General features: G+C 69.1%; 20 protein-coding genes. 12 read left to right on the top strand and 8 right to left on the bottom strand.

Features of this window, described 5'->3' with window-relative positions; all coding sequences use genetic code 11:
* Positions 1-30 precede the first annotated feature (30 nt).
* From AB0J87_RS12330 to AB0J87_RS12320, 3 genes are read left to right on the top strand one after another with little or no spacing between them, the layout of a single operon-like run.
* Entirely contained in the window at positions 31-1,245 is a 1,215-nt protein-coding gene (locus AB0J87_RS12330; protein ID WP_363964627.1) for an aspartate kinase, read from the top strand.
* Positions 1,246-1,279: 34 nt separating this feature from the next.
* Positions 1,280-2,674, top strand: coding sequence for an MFS transporter (locus AB0J87_RS12325; protein ID WP_363964625.1), 1,395 nt, complete (start codon positions 1,280-1,282; stop codon positions 2,672-2,674).
* Between the two features lie 55 nt (positions 2,675-2,729).
* Complete coding sequence (locus AB0J87_RS12320) at positions 2,730-3,335, top strand: CGNR zinc finger domain-containing protein (protein WP_363964623.1); 606 nt, start codon at positions 2,730-2,732, stop codon at positions 3,333-3,335.
* A 12-nt stretch (positions 3,336-3,347) separates the two neighbouring features.
* Here AB0J87_RS12320 and AB0J87_RS12315 read toward each other — a convergent pair whose 3' ends face one another.
* The gene (locus AB0J87_RS12315; RefSeq protein ID WP_363964622.1) at positions 3,348-3,926 is read right to left on the bottom strand and encodes a GNAT family N-acetyltransferase; all 579 of its coding nucleotides are present in this window, start codon (positions 3,924-3,926) and stop codon (positions 3,348-3,350) included.
* Positions 3,927-4,101: 175 nt separating this feature from the next.
* On the opposite strand from AB0J87_RS12315, the gene cysD reads away from it, so the two are divergent.
* Positions 4,102-4,992 carry a sulfate adenylyltransferase subunit CysD gene (gene cysD, locus AB0J87_RS12310; protein WP_350734951.1) on the top strand — a complete coding sequence of 297 codons (891 nt, stop codon included), beginning with the start codon at positions 4,102-4,104 and terminating at the stop codon, positions 4,990-4,992.
* A complete protein-coding gene (cysC, locus tag AB0J87_RS12305) occupies positions 4,992-6,836 on the top strand; it encodes an adenylyl-sulfate kinase (protein ID WP_363964620.1) in 1,845 nt (614 codons plus the stop codon). Before cysD ends, cysC begins: the two co-directional genes overlap by 1 nt.
* 25 nt (positions 6,837-6,861) lie before the next feature.
* Here cysC and AB0J87_RS12300 read toward each other — a convergent pair whose 3' ends face one another.
* On the bottom strand, positions 6,862-7,734 hold the full coding sequence (locus AB0J87_RS12300) for an alpha/beta fold hydrolase (RefSeq protein ID WP_363964618.1): 873 nt from the start codon (positions 7,732-7,734) through the stop codon (positions 6,862-6,864).
* A gap of 269 nt (positions 7,735-8,003) precedes the next feature.
* A complete protein-coding gene (locus AB0J87_RS12295) occupies positions 8,004-10,175 on the bottom strand; it encodes an NACHT domain-containing protein (protein ID WP_363964617.1) in 2,172 nt (723 codons plus the stop codon).
* Positions 10,176-10,810: 635 nt separating this feature from the next.
* On the opposite strand from AB0J87_RS12295, the gene AB0J87_RS12290 reads away from it, so the two are divergent.
* The gene (locus AB0J87_RS12290; protein ID WP_363964615.1) at positions 10,811-12,349 is read left to right on the top strand and encodes a pectate lyase; all 1,539 of its coding nucleotides are present in this window, start codon (positions 10,811-10,813) and stop codon (positions 12,347-12,349) included.
* Between the two features lie 145 nt (positions 12,350-12,494).
* Here AB0J87_RS12290 and AB0J87_RS12285 read toward each other — a convergent pair whose 3' ends face one another.
* The gene (locus tag AB0J87_RS12285) at positions 12,495-12,881 is read right to left on the bottom strand and encodes a metalloregulator ArsR/SmtB family transcription factor (protein ID WP_363964613.1); all 387 of its coding nucleotides are present in this window, start codon (positions 12,879-12,881) and stop codon (positions 12,495-12,497) included.
* Between the two features lie 167 nt (positions 12,882-13,048).
* Positions 13,049-14,026: a cation diffusion facilitator family transporter gene (locus AB0J87_RS12280; protein WP_363964611.1), complete on the bottom strand. Its 978-nt coding sequence runs from the start codon at positions 14,024-14,026 to the stop codon at positions 13,049-13,051.
* 450 nt (positions 14,027-14,476) lie between these two features.
* Between AB0J87_RS12280 and AB0J87_RS12275 the strand changes: the two genes are divergently transcribed.
* From AB0J87_RS12275 to AB0J87_RS12260, 4 genes are read left to right on the top strand one after another with little or no spacing between them, the layout of a single operon-like run.
* Positions 14,477-15,247, top strand: a complete 771-nt coding sequence (locus AB0J87_RS12275) for a glycerophosphodiester phosphodiesterase (RefSeq protein ID WP_350734940.1) — start codon at positions 14,477-14,479, stop codon at positions 15,245-15,247.
* Positions 15,248-15,269: 22 nt separating this feature from the next.
* A complete protein-coding gene (locus AB0J87_RS12270; protein ID WP_363964609.1) occupies positions 15,270-15,431 on the top strand; it encodes a hypothetical protein in 162 nt (53 codons plus the stop codon).
* A 20-nt stretch (positions 15,432-15,451) separates the two neighbouring features.
* Positions 15,452-15,808: a BlaI/MecI/CopY family transcriptional regulator gene (locus tag AB0J87_RS12265; RefSeq protein WP_363964607.1), complete on the top strand. Its 357-nt coding sequence runs from the start codon at positions 15,452-15,454 to the stop codon at positions 15,806-15,808.
* Entirely contained in the window at positions 15,805-16,737 is a 933-nt protein-coding gene (locus AB0J87_RS12260; protein WP_363964605.1) for a M56 family metallopeptidase, read from the top strand. Before AB0J87_RS12265 ends, AB0J87_RS12260 begins: the two co-directional genes overlap by 4 nt.
* Positions 16,738-16,805: 68 nt before the next feature.
* Here the strand turns inward: AB0J87_RS12260 and AB0J87_RS12255 are convergent, their stop codons facing one another.
* A complete protein-coding gene (locus AB0J87_RS12255; protein ID WP_363964603.1) occupies positions 16,806-18,017 on the bottom strand; it encodes a hypothetical protein in 1,212 nt (403 codons plus the stop codon).
* A 216-nt stretch (positions 18,018-18,233) separates the two neighbouring features.
* Positions 18,234-19,133 carry an FKBP-type peptidyl-prolyl cis-trans isomerase gene (locus AB0J87_RS12250; protein WP_363964601.1) on the bottom strand — a complete coding sequence of 300 codons (900 nt, stop codon included), beginning with the start codon at positions 19,131-19,133 and terminating at the stop codon, positions 18,234-18,236.
* Between the two features lie 282 nt (positions 19,134-19,415).
* Here AB0J87_RS12250 and AB0J87_RS12245 point away from each other — a divergent pair, with 282 nt between their 5' ends.
* Complete coding sequence (locus AB0J87_RS12245) at positions 19,416-20,384, top strand: hypothetical protein (RefSeq protein ID WP_363964599.1); 969 nt, start codon at positions 19,416-19,418, stop codon at positions 20,382-20,384.
* 126 nt (positions 20,385-20,510) lie between these two features.
* Positions 20,511-22,481 carry a cytochrome c oxidase assembly protein gene (locus AB0J87_RS12240; RefSeq protein ID WP_363964597.1) on the top strand — a complete coding sequence of 657 codons (1,971 nt, stop codon included), beginning with the start codon at positions 20,511-20,513 and terminating at the stop codon, positions 22,479-22,481.
* 558 nt (positions 22,482-23,039) lie between these two features.
* Here the strand turns inward: AB0J87_RS12240 and AB0J87_RS12235 are convergent.
* Positions 23,040-23,459: a hypothetical protein gene (locus tag AB0J87_RS12235; RefSeq protein WP_363964595.1), complete on the bottom strand. Its 420-nt coding sequence runs from the start codon at positions 23,457-23,459 to the stop codon at positions 23,040-23,042.
* Positions 23,460-23,745: the final 286 nt, after the last annotated feature.

The raw sequence follows: 23,745 nt of genomic DNA, 5'->3' as shown, positions 1-23,745 counted from the left end.
CGGAAGACGACGTGGCGCAGGAGTAGACCGATGGACCTGGTGATACAGAAGTACGGCGGAACATCACTGGGTGACGTGAGCAAGATCAGTCACGCGGCGAAGCGCATAGCCGCCGCGGACGGGTCCGTGGTCGCCGTGGTCTCCGCGATGGGCAGCGCCACCGACACCATGCTCGACCTGGCGCGTAACCTCACGGCCACGCCACACGCCCGGGAGCTGGACCTCCTGCTCAGCACCGGTGAGCAGGCCTCCGCGGCCGCGCTCGCCCTGGCGCTGCACGAACTGGGCGTGCCTGCCCGGTCGTTCAGCGCGCGTGACGGCGGCATCATCACCGACGGAGTGCACGGCTGCGCACGCATCGTCAGCGTCGACCCGGTGCGGATCCGCGAATGCGTCGCGACCGGCCATGTCCCTGTGGTGACCGGTTTCCAGGGCATCGCCGCGGACAGCGGCGAGCTCACCACGCTGAGCCGAGGCGGCTCCGACACCACCGCCGTGGCCCTGGCCGCGGCGCTGCGGGCCGAGGCGTGCGAGATATTCACCGACGTCGAGGGCGTGTTCACCGCCGATCCGCGACTCATCGCCGACGCCCGCAAACTGGACCATCTCTCCTACGAGGACATGGCCGAGCTGGCCGCCGGCGGCGCCACGGTGCTCGCGCACTCCAGCGTGCAGTACGCCAGCACCCATCGCGTCCCCGTTCACGTCCGATCCAGCACGACCGAGACGGCCGGCACCTGGGTGACCGGCCTGCGCTCGGCCGCGCCGCTCGACGGCGAGCGGTTCACCGCCGTCGGCGTCGCCCACCGCACCGGTCAGCTCCGCTGCCGGCTCGACGGAGTCGACCCCGCCGCCCTGACCGCGATCGCGGCCGCGCTGGCCGATCCGCTGCTGCACGTGGACCTGCTCGGCTTCGCCGACACCCCGTGTTCGCTGCGGTTCGTCGTGCACGCCGCCGACCGGGACCAGGTCGACGGGGTGCTCGCCGACCTGCGCGACGCCTTCACCGGGTGCCGCTGGTCCGGGCCCGTGGGGAAGGTGTCGTTGGTGGGCCGCGGGTTCCGTACCCGCCATCCCCAGGTGGGGCTCCTTCTCGACACGCTCAAGGCCCATGGCGTCGCGGTGCGGGACATGACCGTCCATGCCCGGCGGATCTCCATCACCTGCGCCGAGCACGACGTACTCGACGCGGTGACGCACCTTCACCGGATGTTCCTCGACCCGACTCCCGCGAAAGGGATGTGAAATGAGCCAAGCATCGTCGCACGCGACTGGAAGGGTGGAGAGCAGATTCCAGTCCCGGCAGTTCTGGCAGCTCACCGTCATCTGCGGCACCCAGTTCCTGGTCGCCCTTGACTATTCGATCATCAACGTCGCCGCCCCGAGCATTCGCGAGGGCATGGAATTCACCGGAGGCGGCATCGCCTGGGTTCTTTCCGCCTATCCCCTCGCTTTCTGCGGCTTCCTCCTCCTCGGGGGAAGGATCGCCGATCTGTTCGGGAGAAAGCGGGTGTTCATCTGGAGCATGGCCGGCTTCGTTCTCGCTTCGCTCCTTGCGGGCCTCGCCTGGTCGCCGGCGGCTCTCATCGCGGGCCGCGCCTTGCAGGGGGTCGCCGCCGCGTTCATCGCCCCGGCGGGTCTGGGGTTGCTCCAGGCGGCCGTCCCGGAAGGAGCGCAACGCGAACGCGCTCTCGGCATCTACGGGTCGGCGCTGTCGGCGGGGTTCGTCTCCGGCATGGTGCTCGGGGGCGTTCTCACCGAGTACGCCGGCTGGCGGTCCGTCTTCCTGATCAACGTGCCCGTCGTCCTGGTCGCCGGTCTGCTCGCGAGGGCCTATCTCGATGAGAGCCGGGATACGCACGCATCCCGCCATCTCGATCTCATCGGGGTCGCCTTGGCGACCACGGGCATGGTCGCGCTGGTGTTCGCCCTCACCGACGGGGAGAAGTACGGCTGGCTGTCGGCTCCGATCCTGCTCTCCGCCGGGATCGCGGCGCCTGCCGTGGCCCTGTTCGTCTGGGTGGAGTCGCGGAGGGACAGCGCCCTCGTGCCGATCTCCATCTTCCGCACCTCCGCCATCGGCGCGGCCAACCTGGTCAACGTCCTGCTGATCTGCTCCTACGGCGGAATGCTGTTCATTCTCACCCTCTACCTTCAGACGCATCTCGGTCTGGGCGCGCTCACGACCGGCTTGACGTTCGCGGTCTCGGGCGCGATCGCGATCGTCACCGGAATCTACGCGGGCAGGCTGGTCGAGCGCTTCGGGCTTTACCGCGTTCTCCTTTCCGGAATCGTCATCGAGACGTTCGGCATCCTGATCATGGTGGGCCTGCCGGAAGGTTACGGACTCGCTCTCGTCCTGATCGGCACCTCGGTGAACGCCTTCGGCCACATCCTCGCGCTGATCACGACCAGCATCGCCGGCACGAACGGCGCCGACGAGGGGCGACGGGCCACGGCCGGCGCTCTGATCAACGTCTCCCAGCAGCTGGGGCTGGCCGTGGGCGTCGGAGTCGTGACGTCGGTGGCGGCCCACTTCGCCAGGGTCACCGGTGGAACCGATGCCGTCCTCGCGGGCTGGCGCTGGTCTCTCTGGTGCTCGGTCGGGTTCGCGGTCGCGGCGGTCATCGCGACCGTCCTTCTCCGGAAACGCTTCAAGGGAGAGGTCACGTAGGTCGGACTCCCGGTGTGCCCTGGCCTGCGAGCAAGAACCATATATACTACTTATAATGGTTACTTTCGCTTCCAAGGCCCGGTCACCCTGGCAGGACGCCCACTTCATCGGCGGCCACCCGGTCCTGGACCTCACGAACACCGTCTTCGATCGCACACACCCGGCCGAGGACGGAGAACTGCTGAAAGCACCCTCGGACGTCTTGACGTGGTGCGCGTCCGCGGGACTGTTCGAGGAGGTGCCGTCCTTGACGGAGGCGTCCGCGAGCGGCCTCGTGCCGGAGGTTCAGGCCGTTCGCGAACAGGCGTGGGCCGTGTTCAGCGCGGTCGCGCACGGCGAGGCGGTGCCGGCCGAACCTTTCGGCGCGCTTCTCGAACGGGCCGGTACGGGCGTGCGGGCCGAGCAGGTCCAGCAGATCGATGCCGCGCTCGACCGCTTCACCGTGGACTGGACGGCGCCGGGAGCGATCCCCGCGGCCTTGTCCTTGCTGGTGGTCCAGGCACTGTTCACCCTTCCGCGCGACCGGATCAGGGCCTGCGGGAGATGCGGTTGGCTGTTCCTGGATTCCTCGCGGGGTGGACGCCGCCGCTGGTGCAGCATGAACATCTGCGGCAATCGCGAGAAGGCGCGCCGCCACCGTCAGGGCCGAACGCACCACTGATCGCTTCTCGCCTCATCCGGCGGCGCGGAGCTTGCGCCGCATGATCGGCCGATCGCCACGCGGGCGGGCCACCTCGGAGAATCCGGCGCCGAGGAAGGCGCTGGCTATCCCGGTCATCGCCGTGTCCGCGCCCGCGCGTTTGCCGTCGCGAGGTTCGATCGGATAGCCCTCGGCGGTCGTGTAACCCGCGGAGCCCGCGTACTCGCAGACCGCTTCGAGAATGTTCGGCAGCAGCCCGGAGCCGCGATGTTTTCTCTGCACGAAGACGCACGTGATCGCGCAGACGGGCTCGTCGTCGATGTTCGCGAGCAGCGGCGAACGCTCAAGTCTCGGGAACGACGAACGCGGCCCGAGCGAGCACCATGCCACCGGCGTGTCGTTCTCGTAGACGACGACGCCGGGCACCGGCTCGCGCCGGGCGAGACGTCTCATGGCCTGCTTGTTTCCCTCGCCCTTTCCTTCCGTCCACTCCGCGATGGACAGCCGCCAGTGCATGCACCAGCACCCGCGGGCACCTCCGTTCGTCCCGAGCACCGCCTCGAAGTCGTCCCAGGTCTTCTCGGACAGCTCCTTGACCGTCAGGGTATTCATCGCCGCACCGCCGATCTGGCTCGAATAACCGATATAACGCTTTTATAGGTTACTATAGAAGGGCATGGCCGCGGGGATCAGGAGACCGATCCGCCGGCCGCCCTTGAGGTCGCTCGACACCGCGACCGGCGGCCGGACCACCGAAGAACGGTTAGCGACGACGGAGGGCCGATACGTGGCCGAAGAAGACGTCCTGGACATGCTCGAAGCCGAGGCGATCCACGTGCTGCGCGAGGTCGCCGGGGCCTTTCGCCGGCCGGTGTTGCTGTATTCGATCGGCAAGGACTCCTCGGTGCTGCTGCACCTGGCGACCAAGGCGTTCGCGCCCGGCCGGATGCCGTTTCCCGTGCTGCACATCGACACCCGCTGGAAGTTCCGCGAGATGATCGCCTTCCGGGATGACACGGCCAGGCGGCTGGAGCTCGACCTGCGGGTGCACACCAACCCGGAGCGGGTCACGCCGTTCACCCACGGCGCGCACGAGTACACGCGGATCATGAAGACCGTCGCGCTGCGCCAGGCACTCGACGACAGCGGGTTCGACGCGGCGATCGGCGGCGCGCGGCGCGACGAGGAGCGGTCGCGGGCGAAGGAAAGGATCTTCTCGCTGCGCGAGCCCGGCCATCGCTGGGAGCCGCGCTCGCAGCGTCCGGAGTTCTGGTGGTGGGCGAACACCGAGCTGGCCGACGGCCAGTCGATGCGGGTGTTCCCGCTGTCGAACTGGACGGAGCTGGACGTCTGGCGCTACATCAGGCGGGAGGGCATCCCCGTGGTGCCGCTGTACTTCAGCGCACCACGCCCGGTCGTCGAGCGGAACGGATCGCTGATCATGGTGGACGACGAGCGCTTCCCGCTGTCGCCCGGCGAACGTCCGCTGCTGCGCCAGGTACGCTTCCGCACCCTCGGCTGCTACCCGCTGACCGCGGCCGTCGAGTCGAAGGCCGAGAACCTCGACGAGGTCATCGACGAGATGCGGCTCGACCGGAGGTCCGAACGCGCCGGTCGGCTCATCGACGGCGAGGGCGGCACATCCATTGAGAGCAAGAAGTCGGAGGGATATTTCTGATGATTTCGGTGCTTCGAGTGGTCGCCTGTGGCTCGGTCGACGACGGCAAGTCCACCCTCATCGGTCGGCTGCTCGCCAACACCGGCAGCGCCACCGAGGACCGGCTCGACTACGCGCGGCGGACCAGGCGCGGCGGTTCCACGATTCCGGCCGGAGCGGTCGACTATTCGCTGCTGACCGACGGGTTGGAGGCGGAGCACGAGCAGGGCATCACCATCGACGTCGCCCACCTCTTCCTGGACCTGCCGTCCGGGCGCCGGGTGATCATCGCCGACGCGCCGGGACACGAGCAGTACACCCGCAACATGGCGGTCGCGGCCTCCACCGCGGACGTCGCCGTGTTACTCGTCGACGCCACCAAAGGGGTCCGCGAGCAGACCCATCGGCACCTGGCGATCTGCGCGCTGATGGGCGTGCGGGCCGTCATCGCGGTGGTCAACAAGCTCGACGCGGTGGGCTACGACCGGGCGGCGTTCGAGCAGCTCGCGAGCGAGGTGCTGTCGGCGGCGAACGGCCTCGACATGGCGGCGAGCGTGATCCCGGCCAGCGCACTCGATGGGGACAACGTCGTCGACCCGTCGCCGAACCTCCCCTGGTACGACGGGCCGACGCTGCTCGGCGCGCTGTCCGCCTGGGAGCCGCCAGGCCCGCCGCGACCGGACGGCGCCGACGGCTACCGGCTGCCCGTCCAGTACGTGATCCGGGCGGACGACTTCCGCGGTTTCGCGGGCACGGTGGTCGGCGGCCCGGTCCGACCGGGCGACACCGTCGCGGTCGCCGGCAGCGGCATGGAGTCGAGGATCGACCGGGTGCTCGGCCCCGGCGGCGGCGACCTCTACGGGGCCTCCCCCGGCACCCCGGTGACGGTGACGCTGGCCGGTGACGTCGACGTCCGTCGCGGCGACCTGCTGACCACGCCGGCCGCCCTCGGCGACGGGCTCTCCCCGGCCTCGGCGTACTCCGCCACGCTGGTCTGGACCGCCGAGGAGCCGGTGCGGCACGGCCGCTCCTACCTGCTGCTGGCCGGGTCGCGGACCGTGCCCGCCGTGGTCACGACCGTGCGCGGCCGGATGGACGTGGTGTCCGGCAAGCAGTTCGCCGCGCGTACGCTCGGCCTCAACGACATCGGCACGGTCGAACTGACCACCGACACCCCGATCTGCCTGGACGGCTACCGGACGTGCCGGGACACGGGCAGCTTCCTGCTCGTGGACCGGGTCAGCAAGGAGACCGTGGCGGCCGGCATGGTCCGGCACGCGCTGCGGCGGGGCCGCAACGTCGTTCCACACGCCTACACCGTCGACCGCGACGCCAGGCAGCGGCTGAAGGGGCAGCGGGCCAAGGTGCTGTGGCTGACCGGCCTGCCGGGCGCCGGCAAGTCGACGATCGCCAACGCGCTGGAGCGGCGGCTCCACGCCATGGGGCTGCACACGTACGTGCTCGACGGCGACAACGTCCGAAGCGGGCTGAACAAGGACCTCGGGTTCACCCCGGAGGATCGCGCGGAGAACGTGCGCCGGGTCGCCGAACTGGCCCGCATCCTGCTGGACGCCGGGCTGATCGTGATCGTCGCGCTGGTCTCGCCGTTCCGTACGGATCGGGCGGTGGCCAAGAGCCTGTTCCAGCCGGGCGACTTCGCCGAGGTCTGGGTGGACACCCCGGCCGAGGTGTGCGCGCGCCGGGACCCGAAGGGCCTGTACGCCCAGGCGAAGGCCGGCACGCTGCCGAACCTGACCGGCCTCGGCCAAGCCTACGAGCCGCCGGAGTCCGCCGACCTGGTGGTCGACGGCGCCGGTTCGCTCGATGACGCGACAGACGAGCTGTGCGCCCTGCTGCGTGATTGAGCCCGCTCGGGCAGCTCAGGCCTTGCTAGATTGCGGCCTTGTCCAGAATGGCGGCCACCTCATCGGCCCTGAACAGGAACCCCACGTGTGACGTGTCCAGCGTGTGCACGTCGTACGGGTTGCCGGGCGTCAGGGCGTCCGCTTCGGCGATCAGCCGGTCCTGCATGGCGATCGGGAGGGATCGGTCGCCGGTGAGGCGGATGTAGGTGCGGGCGATCGTGCCCCAGGTGCCGGCCTGGACGCGGGCGTCGGCCGTCATCACCGCGATCGATTCGTCCGGCTGCAGGATGTTGAGGAAGGCCCGGAACCGCTCGTCGCTGACGTCCGCCATGGTCGCGGCCTTGAGCGCGTCGAGCAGTTCCACATCCGCGGTGCGGTAATTGGCCCGGCCGACACCGAGCTGAGCGGGGTCGCCGACGTTGAACGCGGCCAGCGGGCCCATCAGGTTGCCGGCGAACTCGGGCTCCTGCATGTACTCGATCGGGTTGGAGCGCTGCACGCACGACCAGGCGGAGATGTAGACGAGCCGGTTCACCAGCTCGGGGATCGCGTTGCCCACGCCGGTGATGGTCACGCCGCCGAGGCTGGCCGCCACCAGCACCACGGGCCCGTGCTCCGCCACGCGTCGGACCACGTCGACGACTGCGTCGACGTTGTGCTGCAGGGTGACCCCGGCCAGCGTGGACGGTTCGACCGCCCACGTGTCGAGGTCCTGGGGGGCCTGGTAGGCGAGCGGGTACTGCGCGTCGAGGCCATGTCCCGGCAGATCGACGGCGAAGCTGCGGTGACCGAGCAACGCCAGCTCGCGCTGGACGGGAGCCCACATGAAGGAACTGGCGCCGGAGCCGTGGACCAGCACGAACGTAGGCGACGACGAGCGGTTGGAGTTTGATCTCATGAAGAACAGTCCGTTTCGATGGAAGGCACGGCGAACGTGCCTGGGTTGCCGAAGGCGGGCGTGCGGCTGCCGGGCGAGAACACGGCAGGACAAGCCCTGAAATGAAGCAGGCGGTCGGCTGCGGGCGAAACCCGGGTGGTGCGCCGCTTGTGCCACGGCACCTGTCTGCGGGATCGCCTCAACTGGCGCCGGCCGCTGAACGACCGGCGGGCAGACCGCTTCAGCTGTTACGAAGCCGGATGAACTTCTGGATCATGCCTGACAGCGTATCAGGGGGCGACGCCGCGCATATGTCCCGGCGTGAAGCTGGAGGCAGCTAGATGATCTTGTAGTTCGGCGTGGCGGAACTGGTAGAAGGGCCCCACGGTCCGCAGGACACCCAGGTGGTGCAGATCGTGCAGGAAGCGCATCAAGCGGAACGGCAGCCGGCCCGATGGCCCAAGGTGCGCCAGGGCGATGGTGGACATCAGCCACATGTGCTGGCGTTTGGTCACCAGACCGAATGCTATGCCGCAGATGATGCCCATCCCCATGTCCACGGCCGCGGACGGGTGAGGCGGCACGATGGACGCCTCGTTCATGAAATCGACTGCGAAGCCGACGATCGCCCCCAGGAGAAGTGCGTTCATCAATTGCAGACCCACGAGGCTTCGGTTGACCCGCCAGGTGGATTGCGGGGTGACGGCGGCGGTGAACGGCGGGAGTCGATTCTCGTCTGGCTGGGCGGGCTTCTTGTCCTGCTGCCGCGACACCCGCACCGTCACCCAGCCGATGCCAAGCGCTGAGAACAGGGTGGCCAGCCCCATCTTCCAGCCGTGCACCCACGCGTTGTAGCCCACCGCCGGCAGGCCGAGGCCGACCGGCATGATGACGAAGATCATTCGCACGTCGGACAACAGACCGCGGGTGAAGTCCTGCAGCCGTTGCCGTACGCGTAGCGGAGCGAAGTCGGGGGTGCGGGCGGCCTGCACCGCCGACAGGCCGAAGAAGATGCCGAAGGCCGAGCCGAAGACCGGCCCATAGGTCAGCATGGCGGTCAACGCGGCCGGGAGTGCGAACACCAGACCGGTCAACCCGCCGATCCAGGTACGGGCGAGTGCGCGCCGCGTTCGTGAGGCGGGCAGTGCCTGGTCGGTCAGCCGCCACCAGGCCAGGTCATGACCGCCGGATTCGGCCTGCAGGCGTGCCAGCCGCTTTGTCCATTCGGTGATGCCGGCCGGATCCCATGTCATAGGCCGGATCGTGGTGCGTGCGTTCAGCAGCGCACCAAGGACATTGTCGAGCAGGTGAGCGCGCAGGGCCCGCGTGTCGTCGGCGTACTCGGTCGCCAACGGAGCCGGATCGGCGTCCGGCTGGTCGATGTAGACGGCCCGGACCAGCCATAGGCCCAAGGCGGTGGAGGTGACATCGGCCAGAGCCGGCGCGGAGCCCTCCCTGAGGGCGCTTAAGACTTTGGTCCACGCCGAGGACGAGGAAAGCGCGGGCAACGCGGCGCTCAGGTAGTTCGCCACGATGTCGGGGAGCAGCGCCTTGGGCGCGATGACGGCGGCGGCCTTGAGCGGGCGCCGCGCGGCGGTGACCGCGTCGCCGTACTCGGTGGTACGCGACGTGATGATCACCTGATCGCGTTCCATGAGCGTGTCGGACAATTTCTCGATCACCTTGGCGCGGGCGGGCTCGGGCAGTTCGTCGAGACCGTCGAGAATGGCCAGAATTGAGCCACGGGCCGCCAGAATGTCGGCGCCGTCCTGCTGGTTACCCGGCGTGCGCAAGGCGGCGTAGTCGGTGCGCACGCGCTCGGCCACCCAATCCTGAAACCGAGGGTGGGCCTCGATGTCCCAGTCGGCGACGGGCAGGAGCACCGGAACCGGGTCGTTGTCAGCACGCGTGCGGATCAGTTCCAGCATCAATTGGATGGCCAGGGTGGTCTTGCCTGTGCCCCGGCCTCCGGTGATGACCAGGCGGCGACGGCGCAGCGCGCGGAAGGCGACGGCGAGCGCGGCGATGTCGTCCGATCGGCCCGACAGCGCCGGCTCACGGTCGGCGATCAGATGCGGGTGATCCATGAGCTTGGTTCGGCGGGTCATGTGCCAGGAGACCGGGATCGGCGGATCGCCGAGGGAACGCGTCACCACCTCGTCGCTCCACCGCTCGTGGACCAGCTGGGCGAGCTCCCGCATGGTCTCGGTGACGGTCCCGGAGGCGGGGGCGAGTACGCGCCCGGCCCGTTCGACGACCAGCCCGGCCACCACCGCCGCCACGATGGTGCCGGCGAGCCAGGAGCCGCTCCACACGCCGTCGTTGAGCACTTGGTTGGCGGCCACCGACACCACGACCGGCGCGAGCACCATGGACAGCCACAACAGCCGGGCCCGCCACCGCCGCTCGCCCACCACGGCGGCCGTCGTAGTGATCGTGACCTGCGGCCGGCGACCTTCCATCGCGTAACACCTTCCGCTGCGTAAAAGAGGGACGAGGGACCGCCTGGAACTCTCGCTCTGCCGGCGCGGGACGTTCGGTCCGCTGCGTGTACGGAGGTCCGGGCGCGAATATGGGCACGATCGCGGGATCAAGCGCCCGTGATGCCGATGGAGGCGATGAGCCTTCTGGTGGCCGAAGCCATGACGCTGCCCCTTCCGCTGTCGATCGGGCCTTGCGCTGATGAAGGTAGGCCGCGACTGGTTGAGGATCCGTTGAGGATCCGTAAGGCGGAGCGTGGCCTGCCCGGCACCGTCGACGAGGTCCTGACCGATGCGGATTGTGCCGGTTCTACGCGCCTTCAACCCCCACCGCTCCTGGGCCAGACGCAGCCGGCCGAGAGCTTCGTGAGGCGCCACCGGGTGGCGACTTGAAAGTTTCACGCCGCATTGACACCCGGAAAGCGCTTTCCTACGGTGTGGGTCATCCCCAACGCGGAGGTGTTCGTTCATGTGAGCGGCCGCCGGCCTCCGCCCTCTCGTCGGAGGCCGGAACCAGACCCCAGCGGCCGGCCTGACCCTGCAACAAGCCCGATGCCGCGGCGGCGACCGCGCAGAGAAGATCGCACCCGTTGTTCGAAGGAGAAGGTGAACCGAGGATGAGACGAGCAGTCGCGTTGCGACTCCAGGTGGTGCTGGCCGCGGTGGCCATCGCGGCCGCGGCCGGTGTGGCCTTGCCGATGCTGCAGGCATCAGCGGCGGCCGGCGGCGCCAGCGGCTACGCGAGCGTCAACGGCGGAACCACCGGTGGCGCGGGCGGGCAGACGGTGAGGGCCACCACGGGGACCGCGATTCACACGGCCCTGTGCAATCGGGCCAGCAGCAGCACCCCGATCATCATCGAGGTCTCAGGGACCATCAACCACGGCAACACCACCAAGGTCTCGGGCGGAAGCTGCAACACCGCCGCCGACGTGATCGAACTCAAGCAGATCAGCAACGTCACGATCATCGGGGTCGGCAGCGGGGCCGTCTTCGACCAGCTGGGCATCCACATCCGCGAAGCCCGCAACATCATCATCCGCAACGTGACCGTCCGCAACGTCAAGAAGTCGGGCTCGCCCACGTCCAACGGCGGTGACGCCATCGGCATGGAGAGCAGCGTCCGCAACGTCTGGGTCGATCACGTCACCCTGGAGGCCTCGGGCGGGGAGGCAGAGGGCTTCGACGGCCTCTTCGACATGAAGAACGACACCCAGTACGTGACCCTGTCCTACAGCATCCTGCGCAACTCCGGCCGCGGCGGGCTCATCGGATCCAGCGAGAGCGACCGCTCGAACGGCTACATCACCTTCCACCACAACCTGTACGAGAACATCGACTCCCGCACACCCCTGCTGCGTGGCGGCATCGCCCACATCTACAACAACTCCTACGTGAGCCTCCACGAGTCGGGTATCAACTCCCGGGCCGGAGCCCGCGCCAAAGTGGAGAACAACTACTTCAAGAACTCCAAGGACGTCCTGGGCACCTTCTACACCAGCGAGGCCGGCTACTGGCAGGTCGGCGGCAACATCTTCGACAACGTGACCTGGTCCGCCCCGGGCAGCGAGAACAACCCCGCCGGACCCAACCCGCAATCCAACACCACCGTCAGCATCCCCTACTCCTACAGCCTCGACGGGGCGAGCTGCGTGCCGGGCCTCGTCCTCCAGACGGCCGGCGCCAACAAGGGGCTGCAGGAGTCGAACGGCAGCTGCACGCCGCAGACACCGACGGCCACACCGACGCCGACCGTCAGCCCCACGCCGTCACCCACCCCTTCGCCCGGCGGGCCCAACCTCAGCCTCGGAGCCGGCTCCGACGGCTCCAGCAAGGCCGACGGGACCAGCTACGGCAACGTGCGGGACGGCAACATGAGCACCTTCTGGTCGCCGGCCGGCTCGACCGGTGACATCTCGATCAAGTGGGGCTCCGCCACCACGGTCTCCAGGGTCGTCATCCGTGAGGCGTCAGGCTCCGAAGGCGGCATCGGAGCCTGGCAGCTCATCAACGCCGGCACCGGAGCGGTCCTGAAGTCCGGCAGCGGCGCGGGCGCCATCACCTTCACGCCGACCTCACTGAGCAAGATCACCTTCAGGATCACCAGCTCGGCGGGCACGCCGAAGGTCGCCGAGTTCGAGACCTACGCGGGGTAGCGGCCGCTTCCGCCGCCCGCTCCGTCCGCCCAGGGACGAAGGCGGGGCCGTCAGACGGACGACCCCGCCCCGTCCCCTTGGGAAGGTGCCGGCTGGTGCGGCAGGTCGCGGGTTCGATCCGGAGTGGTTGTCCCTCCGGTGCCGATCACGCGTTCCCGTCGCGTTCGGGGTGGATGGCGTCGGTGTGCTCGGTGTGGGCGAGAGCCAGGTCGAGCAGCATCCGTACGTGCGGGTCTTCCAGCCGGTAGTAGGCCATCCGGCCGGAACGGCGGGCGGCGACGATGCGGTGCGCGCGCAGCAGTCGCAACGCATGGGAGACGGCCGACTCGCTCTGGCCGGTCACCGCGGCCAGGTCGCACACGCACAACTCGCCGTCCAGCAGGGCCACCAGCAGCCTCAACCGGTTCGGATCCGACAGCAGCCCGAAGATGTCCGCGGTGTCAGTGAGGTCGTCGGCGGCCGGCATCCGCTCGTACACGGCGGCCACCCGTTCACCGTCGACCACCTTGACCATGCAGCCGTCTATTGCCAACACACCATCATCTGAAGAACCGTTCACATGAATAGTTTGTCGGCATTGCGACAAATGTCAATGACACGCCGCGCAGGAACAAGCCTGGCCAACCGGTCACGGCCGAGCCCGCGGCTCCTGCGCGGGGCGGTGGTGGGCCGCGGTGGCGTGTCCCCCGAGTACGGAGTTCATGTCCGAACGTTCGGGTCATGACAGGTGGAAGCCGGCGCCGCAGGCTCGGCCGCGCCATCGTCACCACCGGCCGTCTCATCAGGTCGGCGGGCGTGATGGGTGGGGCCGTGCGGGTCGGCGCAGTGCTGTACGAGCCGACGTAGGGCGCCGTCGTCGTCGAAGGCGTGGCTGCCGGGCGAGGCGTGGTCGACCTGCAGGGTGGTGTGCACGATGCCGTGCCGGTCCTGCAGCAGGCTCTCGACCGCGAGGCGCGTGGCGTGGCAGTCGGCCCCCGGGGTGACCAGCACGTGGGCCGACAGGGCGGCATATCCGGATGTCACCTCCCAGATGTGGAGGTCGTGCACCTCGACCACGGTGTCGAGGGCGGCGATCTGGCGGCCGACCCGGGTGGGGTTCACTCCGGCCGGAGCGGCTTCCATGAACACCCGTCCGGCGTCGCGGACCAGGCCCCAACCTGCCTTGAGCATCAGGGCGGCGACGATCAGGGCGGCGATGGCGTCGGCGCGGGTCCAGTCGGTGAGCCAGACGACGAGGCCGGCCAATCCGGTGAACACCACGAACAGGCCCTCGACCTGGGGAGGCTCGATCAGACGGCGGATGCCCTCGAAGCTGAAGTAGGCCGCGAGCAGGAGCAGGGTGATGCCGTTGACCTGGGCTGAGATGATCTCGGCGCGTTTCAGCCCGTAGGTGAAGCCGCCGCGCGGTGGTCGGGCCGCGATGCGCATCGCGATCAGGGCCAGCACGATCGCCATCGCGTCGGTGAGCATGTGACCGGCATCGGAGATCAGCGCCAGTGACTGGGCGATCACGCCGATCACGACCTCGACGGCCATGAAGCCGACGATCAGAGCGAGTGCGCCGCTCAGATAGCGCCGGTCGGCCTGCGCATCGACGGCATGTCCGTGGCCGTGCCCGTGGCCATGGCCGTGGTTCCGTCCGACCCCTTGTTCCGGGTGCCTGTGTCGATCAGACATGCGCTGAGCTCCTTGGACGACGGTGAATGACGGGTGATGGCCAGGTCATGCCGAGGCGCTCCGCGTCAACACTTCCCGCATGCCTTTCCTTCTACATATGAACACTCAATCATATGTTTAAACTCAACGTAATGAGTCAACTACTTTCCGTAGAAGTGCACGGGAAGGGCAGCGCATGAGAACCGTCCGCAACTCCGCACTGGCGATGGCCGCGACGACCGGATGGCCGGCACTTTCGAGCCTGCCGGCCGACGCCACCCCCGTACCCACCCGCCAGCCTCCGACCGTGTCGTGCCGCTACGCGCTCACAAAACCCGTGGTCGGCAGCCTCCGGAACGGCGCCGGATGAGCCTCTCACCCCGCCCCCGGCGTCCGCCGACCGGGGACGGCACCCTCGAGGCACCGCTTCCACGGCACCCGCCCCTGGCACACGGGCGGTGCCGTGCCCTCGTGGCCACGTTCACCGCGGTCATACAGATCGTCACTACGGCGGTCCCGGCTGACGCCGCCCGGGCGGCGGGGCAGTGCCGTGCACCCGGAGTGATCGCCCACCGCGGCTATCCCCCCTCCGGGTCGGAGAACACCCTCACGTCGCTACGGCAGGCGCTGGCGGCCCATGCCCGGCAGGTGGAGATAGACATACGCTTCACCAGGGATCACCAACCCGTCCTCATGCACGACGCCACGCTGGATCGCACCACGAACGGCAGCGGTCTGGTGGCCACCTCGTCCATGGCGCGGCTGCGCACGTTGCGCGGTGGCGACGGCCTCGCGCCACCTGCCTTGGCGCAAGTGCTGGACGCGCTGCGCGGCCGCGTCGACCTGGTGCTGATCGAGCTGAAGAGCGTCCCGGACGACGCCGACGCTCGCACTCTCACCGCCGTCTATCACCGCTATCGCGCCTACGACTGGACCGCGCTGACCTCGTTCCTGCCCACCGCGCTGAGCCGCGTCTCCTTCCTGCCGGTCGCCCAGGGGCTGCTGGCCAGCACGACGCCGCCCCCTGCCCAGGCCGAGCACTACGACTTCGTCTCCGTCCGATACGACCAGCTGTCCCGCTCGTGGGTGGACAGCTACCACGCCGCCGGGGTGCACGTTTACGCCTGGACTCCCAACACCCCCACCGCCTGGCGGCGCCTGGCCGGCTATGGCGTCGACCGCATCATCACCGACCGCAGCCTCAGCTATTCGAGCTGGGCGGTCACCCTGTGCAGCCGCTGATACGCCGAGAGAGGAGTCATCGATGACCGCACAGCATCACGAGGACGAAGAAGCCTGCGCCACCGATCCCGCGTGCCGACCGGCGGCGCCGACCGCTGCACGCCTGGCTGCCGGCGCGACGCGGCACTTGTTTGATTGCCCGTCGACGGACGGCATGGGGACGGTAGCCTTCTACCTGGAGTAGAACACGGCAGGAGGGCCACGGTGCAGCTGGGCAATCTGGAGCGATCGGTCATGGAAGCTCTGTGGGAGCATCCGGACGGCATGTTCGCCCACGTCCTCGCAGCCGGCCTGCCGTCCCAGCCCGCCACCACGACGGTGCTGACCGTCCTGATGCGGCTCTCGAACAAGGGCATGGTCTCCCGCGAACGCATCGGGCGAGCACACCTCTACAAGGCCACCGCGGACAAGGACGCCTTCGTCGCCGAGGCCATGCGCGCCGCCCTGGACGAGGCCGGTGACGTCGCGGCGGCCGTGCAGCGCTTCGTCGGCACGGTGACGCCGGAGGTGGCCAGCGCCTTGCGCGAGGCGCTGGGCGAGCGGGACGGATCCGCGCCGTGATCGCCTGGCTGATCGCGGCCGGAATCGCCCTGCTGCCGCTGGCGCTGGGCGACCAGGCCGCGCGCAGGCTGGCCGGGGCGGCCTGGACGCACCGCTGCCCCCGCGCGGCGCTCGCGCTGTGGCAGGCGATCGGAGTCGCCGCCGGCCTGGGCGCGGTCGGTCTCGGGCTGGTAGCCGCCGTCGCGCCGCTGGCCGCGGTCTTCCCGCACGGGGCGCACACGCTGGCGCGCCAGATCGTCAGCGGCCACGGCCTCGACGGACTCGGGCCGATGCACCTGCTGGCCCTGACCTGGTCGGCGGGCCTGATGAGCTGGCTGCTCATCCACACCGTACGCACCACCACCAAGACGATCCGCGAACGCCGCCGCCAGCGCCTGCTGGTCGACGTGGTGGCCGACCATTCCCCGGCCCACGACGTCTACGTGCTGCCGGTCGCCGAACACGTCGCCTACTGCGTGCCCGGCAGGCATCGGCGCATCGTGCTCAGCCAGGGCACCCTGGACTCGCTGACCGGCCAGGAGCTCCAGACGGTTCTCGAGCACGAGCGCGCACACGCCCGAGGCCACCACGACCTGGCGCTGCTCCCCTTTGTCGCGCTGGAGCACGCGTTCCCGTGGCTGGCCTGCGCCCGGACCGCACGGCAGACGGTGGCCGTACTGCTGGAGATGATCGCCGACGATCACGCCAGCCGGGCGCACGGCGAGTTGCCGCTGGCCCGCGCGCTCGTCCGCATGGCGACCTGCGGGCCCGGCCCTGGCCTGGCCTCGTTCGGCCTGGCGGACGCGGGCGTCGTCGAACGGCTGCAGCGGCTGCTCGGCGAGCGCCGTCAGTCTCATTGGGTGCCTGCGGCGGCTTACTCGGCAGCCGGTCTGCTGCTCAGCGGGCCGGTGGCCGTGCTGATCGCTCCCGTGGTGTGCATCACCGTGTAGGGCGTCCCAACTCGCGCGCATGAGCCTGATGCGGTCGATGCGCGGCGCGAGGCGGACTCTTCGGTGGTTCAGTCGCCGTGCAGGCCGTCCGGGTCGCAGTAGTCGATCCGGTTGGTCGGCCTGAAGGAGGAGACGATGATCTCGCGCTTGAACGGGCCGCCCTTCGGCATGTCCTCGGCCGACACCTCCAGCGTGAACTGCTGCATCGCACGCAGTGCGCGGCCGCCGACGACGACCGGACGGCGCACCAGATAGATCGCGGACCAGGGGCAGCAGTAGTAGCAGCCGAACGGTTTCCCCTGGGCGTCGATGGCGAAGGTGATTGCGCCGCTCTCCCGGGCGGCGTCGATCTCGGCCTGGATGCGCAGGGTGAGGGCGGGGGCTGGGTCGTACTCCCACATCTCCTTGATCGCCTGGCGTGCCCGCGGATCGGCCTGCCAGAAGCTCCGCTTCTGCGGGTCGGTCAGGCACCAGGGGTCGAAGTCGCGGACGTCGGCGACTTTCAGGTTGGCGGGCGGGACGACCTGCCGTACGCCGGGGCCCCTGTAGCCGCCGATCAGTCCGGGCATCGCGATGAGTTGGCCGAGGTGGTAGTAGATCTCCAGAGCGCGCTGCAGGCGCTGCTCGATGGCCTCGTGCATGCGCGGCGCCGGGTCGGCGTCCAGCAGCCCTTCGGCGTAGTCGGCGGCCGTCGCCGCCTCGGCGGCCAGCTGGCGCAGCCGTTCCAGTGCGTAGCGGTGCCTGTCGGCGTCGGCGACGGTCTGCTCGAAGACGCCGAGCGCGACCTCGGCGTGGCGGCGGATGGCGCGCGAGGCGGCGAGCATGCCGTGCAGGTGCGGCAGCGGGCACGGGCTGGCCTCGGCCCATTCGGGCAGGTCGGCGGGGAGCAGCACCTCTTTCTCCACGAGGTAGCGGGAGTTGCCCGCGGCCTGGCGCGCCCGTGACACCCAGCCCTCCACCTGAGCGAAGCAGGCGTCGACCTGCAGAGCGGTGACCTGCGGCACGTAGCCGACGGTGCTCGGGTCGGCGGCGTAGTCCGCGTCGAGCAGGTGCTCCCCGATGGCCTGCAGGACGAACGCGTTCCAGGTGCACAGCAGCTGCCCGGCGGCGGCCTGCGGGCCGTGCCACAGGTTCACTCCTTCGACGGCCAACCGGGCGCGCAGCGCCTCGGCCCGCTCGAGTTCGGTGTAGACGAGCCCGCCCGCCCGGCGATAGGCCTCGAGCTCGTCTGCCCTGACCTCCCCCTTGAACGCCGCCGCCATCCGCGTCATGAACGACATGCATGCCTCCCCGTTGTTCCCCGTCCGTCGAAGCGTACGGTCGGACATGATCCCCCAACCGGTACATTTCGATCACGACTTACGAACATCACGCCGAACGTCAATGACCTCAACAGCCGAGGAGAATGGCGTGCCGCCGGCCCTTGGACCTGCTGGCCGGACATCGGCCGAGCCCAGTTCGGCTCGGCAGCGCTGCAGGGTGCCTGCCGAGGGTTGTCAGTACGCGCCCAGGATGTCGATGACGAAGACCAGAGTGTCGTCGTCCTTGATCCCCGCCGCCTCCGGGCCCTTCTTGCCGTACCCGTCCTTGGGTGGGATGACCAGCAGCACCCGGCTGCCGACCTTCTTGCCGGTCAGCCCTTCGAGGATGCCGGGAATCGTGCCGGTCAGCGATGACAGCGGCGCCACCTCTCCTCTGTTCCAGGAGGAGTCGAAGACCTTGCCGTTGCGCCAGATCTGCCCCTGATAGTGGGTGACCAGCATCTGATCGGCGCGGATCGCCGGGCCGTCTCCCTCGATCAAGGCCTCCGCCCGCAGTTCGGCAGGTGGATCCGTCGCCGGGATCGCCACCGCCGGAGCCCCACCCGCCGGCCCTGCCGTCACCTGAGGAAGAGCCGGGCCGGCCGGGCGCGCGCGACCACGCGCGGAGGCGGTCTTCGGATACGTGGCGAGCAGGTCGACAACGTAGATGAGCGTGTCCGTGCCGGTCACCCCGGTCTCCGCGTTACCGCCGGCGCCGTAGCCGTCCTTGGGAGGAATCGACATCACCACCCGGCTGCCGACCGTCTTACCGAGAAGGCTCTTGTTCAGGCCGGGGATGAGCTCTCCGATCCGCATCACCGCCGGTTTGCCGCGGTCATGGCTGTTGTCGAGCTCCCGGTGAGAGGTACCGGTCCAGGTGTAACTGGCGAACTGGACGACGGCCAGATCTCCCTGGGCCACCGCCACGCCTCTGCCCGCGATCACGGTCTCGGCCTTGAGGTCCTCGCCCGGCTGCCCTCCCTCGGCGAAGGCCACCTGCGGCTGCTCGCCGAAAGGCCCGGTGACCGTCAAAGGGTCTTTTCCGGGGAGCAGGTAGAGCGTGATCCCCGCGACGATCGCCAGAAGGACCACCACCCCGCACACCAGGACGATCAGGCGTGTCGAGCGCCTGCCCTCCGGGTGGCCGGAGACCCTCCTCGGCCGCCCGGCACCGCCCCTTGGGCCGGTGGAGGATGTGACTTGAGCGAGCTGCCCCATCAGGCCTGGTCCCCTCCCGCGGTCCGCCGATCATCAAGAGCTACGCGTCGTCACCGCGGGTGGTTCAAGTACGAAGGAATCGTCCCCTGAGCACCGGTTCGCCCCATAGACTCCCCCATACTTCTACGGAGCATAGAAGAAGCTGGAGAGGGAGCAGGCGTGACGGCTGGATGGCTGAGGGTCGCATATAGCACGGTCGCCTCGTTCCTCACTGTCGCCACGCTCGCCATGCTCCCGGCGCACGCGGAGCCCAAGCCCACCGCCGAGCAACTACGCAAGCAGCTGAGCCGGCTCCAGAAGGACTTCGACCGCGCCGCCGCCGGCTACAACGCCAACCTGGCCGCCCTGGCCACCGCCCGGCGCGCGGAGAAGGAGGCCGCGACCCGGCTGAAGACCGCGCAGGGCGACTATGACGCCACCCGCGAGCAGCTCGCCGAACTGGTGGCGCTCGCCTACCAGAGTCCGCAGGTGAGCCAGAGCGTCCCGATGGGAGCCCAGGAACCGCACGCCGCTCTCCATGCGGCCGCGGTCCTGCAGGTGCAGGTGCAGAACCAGCAGGCGATCATCAGCCGGTACGCCACCGCCCGCGACGCTCGCCGACGCGCCGAGGAGGCCGCCACCGCGAGAACGCGTGAGCTGCGCGATCGCGGAACCCGGCTGCGCGCGGAACGACAGAAGGCCGACAAGCTCATCGCCCAGATCACCGACCGGATCGACCGCCTCATGGTCGCGCCGGGAGTGCGCAGGTCCGACGGCAGCTGGGTGCCGGAGCTGCCGTCGGGCGCCGACAACATCACCCCTCGCACCCGGATGGTGCGAGATCAGGTGAAACGCCGGTTCACGCTGCCCAGCATCGGGTGTTTCCGCTCGCTTCAGGACGGTGGCGAGCATCCGCAGGGACGCGCCTGCGACTTCATGATCACGCGAGGCGGCACGTGGCCCTCCCCCGCCCAGTCGGCCCAGGGCGACGCCCTGGCGGCATGGGCGATCAAGAACACCTCCCGCCTGGGCATCAAGTACGTGATCTACAAGCAGCGCATCTGGCAGGGCTCCAGCTGGAGAAGCATGTCCGACCGCGGCGGCATCACCGCCAACCACCAGGACCACGTGCACATCTCGATGCGATAGCGAACTCTTACAACCTCTGTATTCGACATGCGATAGAAGTTCTACTTGACGTAGAAGTTTGCAGGTGCGGCGCGGAGTCGCGCCCTCGGCCTCCGGCTGAACAATCCTGCCTCAAGGAGTACTCGTTTGACCGCGCGCATATCCCGGCTGCTCCTCGCCGCGACGGCCGTCGCCGGGGCCGCCCTGGCCGCCGGCCTGGTGGTGGGCGGCGCCGCCACCACTGTCGAGATCGCCGGACTCCCCGACGCCGGAACCGTCACGCGCTGGGGACTGCCGGTCGCCAGGCTCGGCGCCGACCTGTCCGCCGTGACGACGGTGGGCCTGCTCCTCATGGCGACCGTCCTGCTCCCCTCCACCAAGGGACTGCTGTCCCCCGAGGCGCGGGGATACGCGCGCATGGCGTCGTGGGCCGCCCTTTCCTGGGCCGGGATGACCGCGCTGACCATGCTGTTCACGCTGTCGGATCTCCTGGCGGTGCCCGTCACGGGGCTGAGCGGCACAGTGATCGTCAGCTTCGTCACCACCATCCCGCAGGGCACCATGCTGCTGCTGGTGCTGATCCTGTCGGGCTGCGTCGCGGGATATGCCAGAGGGGTGGCGAGCGCGCATGGCGCCGCCGGACTGCTCGCCGTCGCGCTGCTCACGCTGCTTCCGCCCGTACTGACCGGCCACTCGGCCAGCTCCCCCAACCACTCGATGGCGATCACCGGGCTGGGGCTGCACCTGGTGGCTCTGGCGTTGTGGGTCGGCGGCCTGGCCGCGGTCACCGTGCACGCCCTGCGCGGCGGGGCCGATCTGGCGCTCGCCACGGGACGATTTTCCCGCCTGGCGCTGTGGTGCCTGGCAGGGGTGGCGGTCAGCGGCGTGGCCGGCTCCGCGGCCCGCCTCACCGAGATCGGGCAGCTGTTCTCCTCTTCGTACGGGCTGCTCATCCTCGCCAAGGCGGCCACCCTGGTCATCCTCGGAGGAGTCGGATGGCTGCACCGCCGCCACACACTGGCAGCCCTGAGCGCCGGCCGGCCACGGGCCTTCATCCGGCTCGCGGCCGGCGAGGTCGTGGTCATGGCCGCCGCCATCGGGCTGGCGGTGGCCCTGTCGCGGACCTCGCCGCCGCCCACCGTGCTGCCCGTCGACCTGGTTCGCGACCTGCTGGGATACGCGATGCCGCCCGAGCTCACCACGGCCCGCCTGGCCTCGCTGTGGCGCCTGGACCTCTTCTTCGCCCTGCTGACCTTCGCCGGCGCCGCCGGATACGCTGCGGGGGTCGTCCGCCTGCGCTGCCGAGGCGACTCCTGGCCCCTGGGGCGCTCGATCGCCTGGGCGGTCGGGCTCGTTCTCATCGTCGTTCTCACGCAGAGCGGGATCGCCACGTACGCGCCCGTGCTCTTCAGCATGCACATGATCCAGCACATGGGCCTGGCCATGCTGGCGCCGATCTTCCTGGTCCTGGGCGCCCCGGTGACGCTGGCCCTCAGAGCGCTGAGACCGGCCGCCCGGCGCGGCGACCGCGGCCCACGCGAGTGGATCGTCTCGGCACTGCACAGCCGCGTCGCCGAGATCGTCTCGCACCCGGCATTCGCGTTGGTCGTCTTCGTCAGCGGCTCGTACGCGCTGTACTACACCTCGCTGTTCGAGACCGCCATGCGCCAGCCGGTCGGCCACATCCTCATGAACACGCACTTCCTGCTGTCCGGCACGCTGTTCTTCTGGGTGGTCATCGGGGTGGACCCGGCGCCGCGCCGCCTGCCGTACATCGCCAAGCTCGGCACGCTCATGATGACCATGCCCTTCCACGCGTTCTTCGGCATCTCGATGATGATGATGGGCAAGTCGATCGCCTCGTCCTGGTACGACCAGCTGACCCGCCCCTGGGGAGCGAGCGTGCTGCAGGACCAGAGCGTCGCCGGGGGCATGGCATGGGCGTTCGGCGAGATCCCCACCATGATCGTGGTCATCACCATCGCCGCCCAGTGGGCGCTCAGCGACCACCGCCGATCCAGACGGCTGGACCGCCGTGCCGACCGCCGCGGCGAGGCGGAACTGGCCGCCTACAACGACTACCTGGCCGGGCTGAACAGGCGTTCCCAGGAACGGTGAGCCGAAGATGACGACCAACGTGAAGATCGCCCTCGCCATCGGCGCCGTCGTGACCCTGATCGTGATCATGGCGGTAACCGTGATCGCGATGTTCGGCTGAGCCGCAACCGGAAATCGCCCTGCTGTTCAACCTGGTCGGCGTCAACATGGCGTCGCGGGCCCCGCCGCCGAATCCAAACGCCTGAAAGTGAGAAATCCCTTGTTCGAGATCGTGTCCGCCCTCACGCCTCCCCTCGTGGTCGGCGGAGCATTCATCGCCGGCGTCGTCTCCCTGGTGCGCTCCGAAAGCCGCGCCAGGTCCGCCGAAGGCCGCCAGGACGCGCCTCCCGCCGAGGCCGGAAAGGACGAGGGAACGGCGCGTCCGGCTTCATGACCTCGAACGAGACGGTGTCCGGCAGGCCCGCGTTCCCGTGGCCGTCGGATCGCCCCTGGGTCGACGAGCTGCTTCACCCTGACCATCATGCTGTGCCTGCCGCAGACCCGTACCGTCTTCAAGTGGTTCCTCGACCGCGCCTGACGTGGCTGTACCGGCGCCCACCGAAGTGAGCGCGGCCGATCTCAAGCACCGGACGGAGCGGCGCTGCGGCCTGTCTGCAGCTCGCCACCCAAGGTCCTGCGCAACGTCTCCAGAACGGCTGGCGCGGCCGAGACGACCCAGCGGCGTCCGACGAGGTGGGAGCCGCCGTACATCTGCGCGTAGTCCAGCCAGTCCCGCCTGCCCTGCTCCGTGGTGAAGCTGGTGACCACGTAGTTGCCGTCAGCCGTCCTGCACACCCCCTCGCGCAACTCGGCCGCCTTGGTCCGCATGGCAGGCTCGCACCCGACCTTCGCGGCGAGTTCCTCGGCGCTCAGGGCGGCCTCCTGATAGAGGCCGGGCGTCGGGCTCGCCGCAGCCTCGGGCCGGGCCTCCGAACCGCACCCGGCGACCAGAACGAGCGCGGCCAGAGTGCCGATGACACCTCGCGACGGACCTGACATGCCGAGCCCTCCCACAAGCGATCGATGGGAGATACGCCCGGCACCATGCCCGCAGTTCAGTCAACAGCAAGGATTATCTACACAACAGAGAAGGTCCTTTGGGCGTCAGCACAATCTCGATCCCGGGATGGCCAAATGCACGAATCGCCCTTTTCCTGGAGCCTTCCCTACCAAACGGTCATCCGGCATATGCAAAGATTAATGGTCATTATTGTTGCGAATCCCCTCTCCGGGTACGTGTCACAGATAGTGACACGGGGGATCGGATGGCGGCACGACTGTTTCC

The organism is Nonomuraea sp. NPDC049625 (genome assembly GCF_040675285.1).
GTDB lineage: Bacteria > Actinomycetota > Actinomycetes > Streptosporangiales > Streptosporangiaceae > Nonomuraea > Nonomuraea angiospora_A.
The sequence above is the reverse complement of the archived record's forward strand: the minus strand, read 5'-3'. Positions and strand labels throughout refer to the sequence as shown.